Origin of the sequence: Pontibacterium sp., assembly GCF_964228735.1 — a bacterium.
Lineage (GTDB): Bacteria > Pseudomonadota > Gammaproteobacteria > Pseudomonadales > Balneatricaceae > Pontibacterium.
Window position 1 is genome coordinate 1 of record NZ_CAXRBQ010000161.1, and the last position, 8,994, is coordinate 8,994.

Genomic DNA, 8,994 nt, shown 5'->3' on the forward strand with positions numbered 1-8,994 from the left:
AATGGATCGTTTTCTAGGTAAATAAAGGGGTGGTACTTCCTGCACCGCTCCAGGCCCTGAAAATCCTCTAGACTTTTGTATAGTGTTGACACTTTTTCGGCAATATTGAGTTGACGGCCAATTTTTAGGCAGCTATCGTTAACTTACATCAAGATTGTCGACAATCTTCAATCTGAAAAGGGTTGTTATGACAAATAAAGCAGTAGTTACTCCGTTTGAGCCAGAATCACGCACATTAGCGGATCGCGTTTGCGAAAAAATCGTTGATGCCATCGTGATGGGGGACATTCCCCCGGGCCACAAAATCAGTGAGCCGGAACTGGCGCGAACCTACGGTATTAGCCGTGGTCCGTTGCGCGAAGCAATTCGTCGCCTGGAAGGGTATCGACTGGTGGAGCGCAAGCCGCATGTCGGTGCGCGTGTTGTCAACTTGTCGGCAAAGGAACTGATAGAGATCTATCACGTTCGTGAAGCACTTGAAGGTATGGCTTGTCGCCTGGCGGCAGAGAATATGCCGCAGGATGAGATCGACGCACTGCGTCATCTGCTTGATGAGCATGAACGCAATGTGGCTGAACTGGACGGACGTTCCTATTTCCAGAAAGAGGGTGATCTGGATTTCCACCACCGCATCGTTAAAGGCAGCAAGAACGAAAAGCTGCTCGAGGTGCTGGGCGGTGAGCTGTATCACCTGGTTCGTATGTACCGATACAAATTCAGCGTTTCCAGCTCTCGACCAAAACGTGCATTGAAGGAACACCGCCAGATTGTCGATGCAATCGAGTCGCGTGATCCGGAACTGGCAGAGATGCTGATGCGTCGCCACATCGGCGCAGCACGTAAAAACATCGAAGGCCAACTGACCGCTACAACAGAAACCAACGCGGCTAAGCATGGCTGAAAAACTGACCGCAGGCGGACGTTTCCGCAAAGCACTGGCTGAGACCCAGCCTCTGCAGATCGTAGGTACCACCAACGCATACCACGCAATGATGGCAGAGCGCGTTGGTCACCAGGCTATCTACCTGTCTGGCGGCGGCGTTGCAAACCACTCTTACGGCCTGCCGGATCTGGGTATGACCTCCATGAACGATGTGCTGGCAGACGTTAGCCGCATCACCAGCGCAGTTGAAACGCCACTGCTGGTAGACATCGACACCGGTTGGGGTGGTGCATTCAACATCGCACGTACCGTTAAAGAGATGATCAAAGCGGGCGCGGCTGCAGTTCACCTGGAAGACCAGGTTGCACAGAAGCGTTGTGGTCACCGTCCAAACAAAGAGATCGTATCCCTGGAAGAGATGGTTGATCGCGTAAAAGCAGCAGCTGATGCGAAAACCGACGACGACTTCTTCATCATCGCCCGTACCGATGCATTCCAGATGGAAGGCCTGAACGCTGCAGTTGATCGTGCCCAGGCATGTCTGGAAGCGGGTGCTGACGGCATCTTCGCTGAAGCGGTTCACACTCTGGAAGACTACAAAGCATTCTCCGATGGCATCAACGGCGGTCACCTGCTGGCGAACATCACTGAGTTCGGCGCTACGCCTCTGTACAACAAGGCGGAGCTGGCTGAAAACGGCGCAACCATGGTGTTGTACCCACTGTCCGCTTTCCGTGCAGCAAACAAGGCAGCACTGAACGTGTACGAGCACATTCTGAAAGACGGCGACCAGAAAGCAGTTGTCGACACCATGCAGACCCGTATGGAACTGTACGATTTCTTGAACTACCACGACTTCGAGCAGAAGCTGGACGCGCTGTTCAAAGAAGGTAAAAACAAGTAAGCATTTCCCGGTAGTCCGAATAATAACTTATGAAGCGGGCCGACAGAGCCCGCCCTGATCTAAGGAGCACAACATGGCTGAGAAGAAACTAGGCGGCGCAGGCCTGCGTGGTCAATCCGCTGGTGAAACTGCACTTTGTACTGTTGGTAAAACTGGTGCTGGCCTGACCTATCGCGGTTACGACATCAAAGAACTGGCTGACAAGGCTCAGTTTGAAGAAGTAGCTTACCTGCTGCTGTACGGCAAACTGCCTAACCAGGCTGAACTGGACGCGTACAAAGCGAAGCTGAAAGGCATGCGCGCACTGCCGGACGCACTGAAAGTGGTTCTGGAACAGATTCCTGCTGATGCTCACCCAATGGACGTTATGCGTACCGGTTGCTCCATGCTGGGTAACCTGGAAGAGGAGAAAGATTTCTCCGAGCAGCACGATCACATCGATCGCATGCTGGCGATCTTCCCGGGCATGATCAACTACTGGTACAACTTCAGCCACAACGGTGTACGCGTTGAGGTTGAGACTGATGCCGATTCCATCGCGGAACAGTTCCTGTGGACCCTGCATAACGAAAAACCTGAGCCACTGCACGTTCAGGTAATGCACGCGTCTCTGATCCTGTACGCTGAGCACGAATTCAATGCGTCTACCTTTACTGCACGCGTATGTGCTTCCACCCTGTCTGATATCCACAGCTGTGTAACCGGTGCGATCGGTTCCCTGCGTGGTCCTCTGCACGGTGGTGCCAACGAAGCGGCGATGGCGATGATCGAAAACTGGCGCTCCCCAGAAGAAGCTGAAGCTGAAATCATGGCGATGCTGGCGCGTAAGGACAAGATCATGGGCTTTGGTCACGCGATTTACCGCGAGTCTGATCCACGTAACGCGATCATCAAAGAGTGGTCCAAGAAACTGTCTGAGCAGGTAGGCGACGAATACCTGTACGCAGTGTCCGAGCGTGTTGAAGCGGTTATGTGGCGCGAGAAGAAACTGTTCTGTAACGCAGACTTCTTCCACGCGTCTGCATACAACTTCATGGGTATCCCAACCAAGTTGTTTACCCCGATCTTTGTATGTTCCCGTGCTGCTGGCTGGACAGCTCACGTCATGGAGCAGCGTGCTAACAACCGCATCATCCGTCCATCTGCTGACTACACCGGTCCTGAGCATGCAGATTGGGTAGCGATCGAAGATCGTCCATAAGGTTTAAGGCGCAACGCCTCTGATCTCAGAGGTGTGGCTTGTTAACCCAGGCCACACCTCCACAAGAACAAATATCAGGAAACGGGACGTCCAGTTTCGCCTGCGTCCGGTTTTCATCCCTGAACACAATTCTCTCGTGGGTTTAGTTATGAACACTGCATACCGCAAACAATTAGCCGGCACTCAGGTCGACTACTTCGACACCCGTGAAGCGGTCGAAGCGATCGAGCCAGGCTCCTACGCTAAGCTGCCGTACACCTCCCGTGTACTGGCTGAGCAGCTGGTTCGCCGCTGTGAGCCTGAAGCGCTGACCGACTCCCTGAAACAGCTGATCAACCGTCAGCGTACCCTGGACTTCCCATGGTACCCGGCACGTGTAGTGTGCCATGACATCCTCGGCCAGACCGCACTGGTTGACCTGGCAGGTCTGCGTGACGCAATCGCCGATCAGGGTGGTGACCCATCCAAGGTAAACCCGGTAGTACCTACTCAGCTGATCGTTGACCACTCCCTGGCTGTAGAAGCACCAGGTTTCGATCCGGACGCATTCGAAAAGAACCGCGCGATCGAAGACCGTCGTAACGACGACCGTTTCCACTTCATCGACTGGTGTAAAACTGCGTTTGATAACGTAGACGTGATCCCAGCGGGTAACGGCATCATGCACCAGATCAATCTGGAGAAAATGTCTCCGGTGATCCAGAACCGCGACGGCGTTGCTTACCCGGATACCTGTGTAGGTACCGACTCCCACACACCACATGTTGATGCACTGGGTGTAATCGCAATCGGTGTGGGTGGTCTGGAAGCAGAAACTGTAATGCTGGGTCTGCCATCCATGATGCGTCTGCCGGACATCGTCGGCGTTAAGATTGTTGGCGAGCGTAAGCCGGGCATCACTGCAACCGATATCGCGCTGGCGATGACTGAGTTCCTGCGTAACGAGAAAGTTGTTTCCGCATACCTGGAATTCTTCGGCCCAGGTGCGAAGACCCTGTCTATCGGTGACCGTGCGACGCTGTCCAACATGACCCCTGAGTACGGCGCGTCTGCAGGTATGTTCTACATCGACGAACAGACCATCGACTACCTGAAACTGACCGGTCGTGAGCCTGAGCAGGTTGCGCTGGTTGAGCAGTACGCGAAAGAGACTGGCCTGTGGGCTGATGATCTGGAAAACGCTGAATACGAGCGCGTACTGGAATTCGATCTGTCTACTGTTGTACGTAACATGGCGGGTCCTTCCAACCCACACCGTCGTCTGCCGACTACTGCGCTGACTGAGCGTGGCATCGCTGGTGACGAGATGCTGGCGGCTGCGAAAGCTGAAGAAGCAGAAGGTCTGATGCCGGATGGCGCGGTAATCATCGCGGCGATCACCTCTTGTACGAACACTTCCAACCCACGCAACGTTGTAGCTGCGGGTCTGGTGGCTAAGAAAGCGAACGAGCTGGGTCTGGTTCGTAAGCCTTGGGTTAAGACCTCTTTCGCACCGGGTTCCAAAGTTGCAAAACTGTACCTGGAAGAAGCGGGCCTGCTGCCTGAGCTGGAAAAACTGGGCTTCGGTATCGTTGCATACGCATGTACGACCTGTAACGGTATGTCCGGTGCACTGGATCCGGTAATCGAAAAAGAAGTGGTTGAACGCGACCTGTACGCAACGGCTGTACTGTCCGGTAACCGTAACTTCGACGGCCGTATCCACCCACACGCTAAACAGGCATTCCTGGCATCTCCACCGCTGGTTGTGGCTTACGCGATCGCAGGTACCGTGCGTTTCGATATCGAAAACGACGTACTGGCTGTTGTTGATGGCAAAGAGATCACTCTGAAAGATCTGTGGCCATCCGATGAAGAGATCGATGCAATCGTAGAAAAGGCGGTTAAGCCTGAACAGTTCAACCAGATCTACATCCCAATGTTCGATCTGGGTGACGTAGAGCGCGCTGAAAGTCCGCTGTACGACTGGCGTCCAATGTCTACCTACATCCGTCGCCCTCCATACTGGGAAGGTGCACTGGCGGGCGAACGTACCATGAAAGGTATGCGTCCACTGGCGGTACTGGGTGACAACATCACCACCGACCACCTGTCTCCATCCAACGCAATTCAGGCGAGCTCTGCTGCTGGTGAATACTGCGCGAAAATGGGTCTGCCGGAAGAGGACTTCAACTCTTACGCAACTCACCGTGGTGACCACCTGACTGCTCAGCGTGCGACCTTCGCGAACCCTAAACTGCTGAACGAAATGTGCCGTGACGAAAACGGTGAAGTGAAGCAGGGTTCTCTGGCACGTATCGAGCCTGAAGGAACCGAAAGCCGTATGTGGGAAGCGATTGAAACCTACATGGATCGCAAGCAAAACCTGATCATCGTAGCAGGTGCTGACTACGGTCAGGGTTCCTCCCGTGACTGGGCGGCGAAAGGTGTTCGTCTGGCGGGTGTTGAAACCATCGTTGCAGAAGGTTTCGAGCGTATCCACCGTACCAACCTGGTAGGTATGGGTGTACTGCCGGTTGAGTTCAAAGCCGGTGATACCCGTCACACTTACGGCATCGACGGTACAGAGACTTTCGACATCGAGGGTGAGATATCCCCACGTTGCGACCTGACTCTGATCATCAACCGTGCTAACGGCGAGAAGGTTGAAGTGCCTGTAACTTGCCGTCTGGATACGGCTGCTGAAGTGAATGTCTACAAAGCGGGCGGTGTACTGCAGCGCTTCGCAAAAGACTTCCTGGCGAGCGAAGCGTAAGGCTTAGCCGCTAGTCTGACGGGCACCGGAACTCGGTGCCCGTCATCTCTCCCGAGAGCTTTTAACTACCATCACGTAATGCGTGATCGCAGTTAAGGGTTTTCACCTTCAAAGTGTAGGGTGCAATATCCACGCGTATTGCACCGCCAAGGCCAGCGAAGGCCTGATAGAAACAAAATTACGAAACAGGACAAGATCCCATGGCACACGTACCTCAGATTAAGATCCCTGCTACTTACATCCGTGGTGGCACCAGTAAAGGTGTTTTCTTCCGTCGTCAGGACCTGCCGGCAGCGGCGCAGGAGCCGGGTGAAGCACGCGACAAGATCCTGATGCGTGTGATCGGTAGCCCTGATCCATACGGCCAGCAGATCGATGGCATGGGTGGTGCAACCTCCAGTACTTCCAAAACCGTCATCCTGGATAAAAGCTCTGTGCCAGACCACGACGTGGACTACCTGTTCGGTCAGGTTGCGATCAACAAAGCATTCGTCGATTGGTCCGGTAACTGCGGTAACCTGACTGCAGCAGTTGGCGCATTCGCGATCTCTGGTGGTCTGGTAGACCCGGAGCGTATCCCGGAAAACGGCATCTGCACCGTACGTATCTGGCAGAAAAACATTCAGAAAACCATCATCGCTCACGTACCAATCACTAACGGTGAAGTACAGGAAACCGGTGACTTCGAACTGGACGGCGTAACCTTCCCGGCAGCGGAAGTTGTAATCGAGTTTATGGACCCGGCTGATGGCGAAGGCTCCATGTTCCCAACCGGTAATCTGGTCGATGACCTGGAAGTGCCAGCCTTTGGTGACAAGCCTGCGACAACTTACAAGGCCACCATGATCAATGCCGGTATCCCGACAATTTTTGTCAACGCGGCTGATATTGGCTACACCGGTACCGAGTTGCAGAAAGACATCAACGGTAATGCCGATGTGCTGGCTTGGTTCGAACACGTTCGTGCTCACGGCGCGGTGAAAATGGGCCTGATCGAGAACATCGAAGAAGCTGTCGCTCGTCAGCACACCCCTAAGATCGCCTTCGTAGCCCCTGCGACTGACTACGAAGCGTCCAGCGGCAAACAGATATCTGCCAACGACATCGATGTATGTGTACGCGCATTGTCTATGGGCAAACTGCACCACGCCATGATGGGCACCGCGTCTGTAGCAATCGCAACCGCAGCTGCTGTTCCAGGCACCCTGGTGAACTTGGCGGCTGGTGGCGGTGAGCGTGAAGCGGTAACCTTCGGCCACCCATCCGGAACCCTGCGCGTCGGTGCAGCGGCAGAAGAGAAAGAGAACGGCGACTGGACCGCGAAAAAAGCAGTCATGAGCCGTAGCGCCCGTGTCGTTATGGAAGGTTTCGTTCGTATCCCAGGCGATACCTTCTAAGGATCTACCGTAAAGAGCTCTGATTGGAGTAACCAAAGCGTGTGGTGGGTTTACCTATCATGATCCGCCACGCAGTTGCTTCGTTGACCCCGCCTTGGCGGGGTTTTTTTATGGCAGTGTGTTGGTTTCGGTATTTAGACTTAAGCGATCCAAAGGGCTTTGAGTGCCTGCATAATGCTGCCCAATAACATGGGTGTAGATCTGCGTGGTCTTAACGTCATTGTGTCCAAGCAGCTCCTGTACAGTGCGCAGGTCACGGCCGGATTGCAGTAAATGCGTTGCGAACGAATGGCGAAACGTATGGCAGGTAACCCGTTTATGTATTTGGCTGTTTAACACCGCTCGCCGGAGCGCTTTCCGTGGTGAGCTTTGATGTAGATGATGTCGGCATAGTTCTCCAGAATGTGGGTGAGGGGACAGAGTGGTTGAAGGAAAAATAAACATCCACGCTGGCTCCTTGTACGCACTTGGGAATTTGCGTCCTAGAGCGACTGGCATCGAAGGGCCAACACCAATAGCATTGTCTCGCGACTGAAGCTCTATCGCTTTCTCTGTTAATGATTCCAGTGCTGGCACGAGCTTAGGACTGAGAATGGTTTGACGGTCCTTCTTGCCCTTGCCATCGCGAACAGTAAGCGAAAGCCCCTTTAGATCAATATCTTTGACGCGAAGCCGCAGGCATTCAGTAATCCTCAAGCCGCTACCATATAGAAGTTCAAATATTGTTCTATGTACGCCGCGAAGCCCGGAGAGTAACAGGGCGACCTCTTCCGGATGTAAAACAGTCGGTAACTGTCTCTGTTTCGTGGCCAGCTTGAAACCAAGATTACCCAGATCTCGCTTGAGGACATGCCGGTACATGAATACCAACGCATTGAGTGCAACTTTCTGGGTATTTGCTGCGACATGGCGTTCTTCAGCGATCCACGTGAGGAATTGGGTGACTGCTTCTGGGGGAAGGTCGGCTGGATGCTGCTTGCCGTGAAAGTAAATGAACTGACGAACCCAGAACAAGTAGGCTTTTTCAGTTCTGATGCTGTATTCACGCAACCGAATCTCACTTCGGATGCGAGAAAGGAAAGGGCTTCCTGCCATTTTTCGATCTCCTTGTATGTTGTCTGTATAAATATACAGTGTTATGGGGCGATTACTAGTCGCGATATGCAGCAACAAACTCTCGTTTTCTTCTGCCTAACATGTTAAAAATGCTTGTATGTCAAACGGATAGACTTCGAGGCTGGGTAGATAACGAGACCCCCTCGTTATCTTCATAAAGCGAGAACGCTCGGTTTTTCAGGGAGGAAAAAGGCGATGCTCAGTCACTTTTCCCTTTCTGATCAGCTGCTTAAGAATTTTTTCCCCTATTTTATACAGTGGGCAAATCGAGCGGTCTTCTTATACAAATGTTGGAGCTGACGCCTAACTTAAACTTCATGTTTTTCATGTAGTTAAGTGGGTCTAGTGAGCTGTGTCAGGGGGCGAAATCTCAAACGTGCCAAATTCAGAAAATGTCCTATATCTGTGATTCCTTTTATCAGGTACCGTGAACCGCAGGATGCACGTTTGAACACGTTCAACCGACGCAGCCAGACGAGTTCACGGTAGGGAAGAACCACGATATGGGCTTGGTTTTTCTGGATGTGGATAGGCAATGGAGACAACGCACGCTGTAACTCGCCAACGGGTCCCACCTTTAATTGCTGGAGAATCGGAAGCTATGGAACGGCGGCGCAATCCAACAACTCGCGTCACACGATCTCTTTTGCACGGGATGCCAAAGAGACGTGCGAGCATAAATCGTTAGATTGTATGGAGGTATGTAGTGACTCGCGCGTATGCCCTTAAATTCAAGGG

Annotated in this window: 6 protein-coding genes; 5 read left to right on the forward strand and 1 reads right to left on the reverse strand. The window is 53.0% G+C overall.

Annotated features, from left to right (window positions below; genetic code table 11):
- The first annotated feature begins 187 nt into the window (after positions 1 to 187).
- The 5 genes from ACEQ15_RS17695 to prpF all read left to right on the forward strand — a co-directional run bounded on the left by ACEQ15_RS17695 (position 188) and on the right by prpF (position 7,140).
- Complete coding sequence (locus ACEQ15_RS17695; protein WP_370280582.1) at positions 188 to 901, forward strand: GntR family transcriptional regulator; 714 nt, start codon at positions 188 to 190, stop codon at positions 899 to 901.
- Positions 894 to 1,787 (forward strand): methylisocitrate lyase, encoded by an 894-nt coding sequence (prpB, locus tag ACEQ15_RS17700; RefSeq protein WP_370280583.1) that lies wholly within the window; start codon positions 894 to 896, stop codon positions 1,785 to 1,787. Before ACEQ15_RS17695 ends, prpB begins: the two co-directional genes overlap by 8 nt.
- A gap of 73 nt (positions 1,788 to 1,860) precedes the next feature.
- The gene (prpC, locus tag ACEQ15_RS17705) at positions 1,861 to 2,988 is read left to right on the forward strand and encodes a 2-methylcitrate synthase (protein ID WP_370280584.1); all 1,128 of its coding nucleotides are present in this window, start codon (positions 1,861 to 1,863) and stop codon (positions 2,986 to 2,988) included.
- A 148-nt stretch (positions 2,989 to 3,136) separates the two neighbouring features.
- Positions 3,137 to 5,743: a Fe/S-dependent 2-methylisocitrate dehydratase AcnD gene (gene acnD, locus ACEQ15_RS17710; RefSeq protein ID WP_370280585.1), complete on the forward strand. Its 2,607-nt coding sequence runs from the start codon at positions 3,137 to 3,139 to the stop codon at positions 5,741 to 5,743.
- Positions 5,744 to 5,943: 200 nt separating this feature from the next.
- Positions 5,944 to 7,140 (forward strand): 2-methylaconitate cis-trans isomerase PrpF, encoded by a 1,197-nt coding sequence (prpF, locus tag ACEQ15_RS17715; RefSeq protein WP_370280586.1) that lies wholly within the window; start codon positions 5,944 to 5,946, stop codon positions 7,138 to 7,140.
- 108 nt (positions 7,141 to 7,248) lie between these two features.
- Here the strand turns inward: prpF and ACEQ15_RS17720 are convergent, their stop codons facing one another.
- On the reverse strand, positions 7,249 to 8,235 hold the full coding sequence (locus ACEQ15_RS17720; RefSeq protein WP_370280587.1) for an integron integrase: 987 nt from the start codon (positions 8,233 to 8,235) through the stop codon (positions 7,249 to 7,251).
- Between the last annotated feature and the right edge of the window lie 759 nt (positions 8,236 to 8,994).

Excerpts from the sequence above, each read along its gene's own strand:
- acnD (WP_370280585.1), top strand. The coding sequence starts at position 3,137 with ATGAACACTGCATACCGCAAACAATTAGCCGGCACTCAGGTCGACTAC.
- prpB (WP_370280583.1), top strand. The coding sequence starts at position 894 with ATGGCTGAAAAACTGACCGCAGGCGGACGTTTCCGCAAAGCACTGGCT.
- ACEQ15_RS17695 (WP_370280582.1), top strand. The coding sequence starts at position 188 with ATGACAAATAAAGCAGTAGTTACTCCGTTTGAGCCAGAATCACGCACA.
- prpC (WP_370280584.1), top strand. The coding sequence starts at position 1,861 with ATGGCTGAGAAGAAACTAGGCGGCGCAGGCCTGCGTGGTCAATCCGCT.
- prpF (WP_370280586.1), top strand. The coding sequence starts at position 5,944 with ATGGCACACGTACCTCAGATTAAGATCCCTGCTACTTACATCCGTGGT.
- ACEQ15_RS17720 (WP_370280587.1), bottom strand. The coding sequence starts at position 8,235 with ATGGCAGGAAGCCCTTTCCTTTCTCGCATCCGAAGTGAGATTCGGTTG.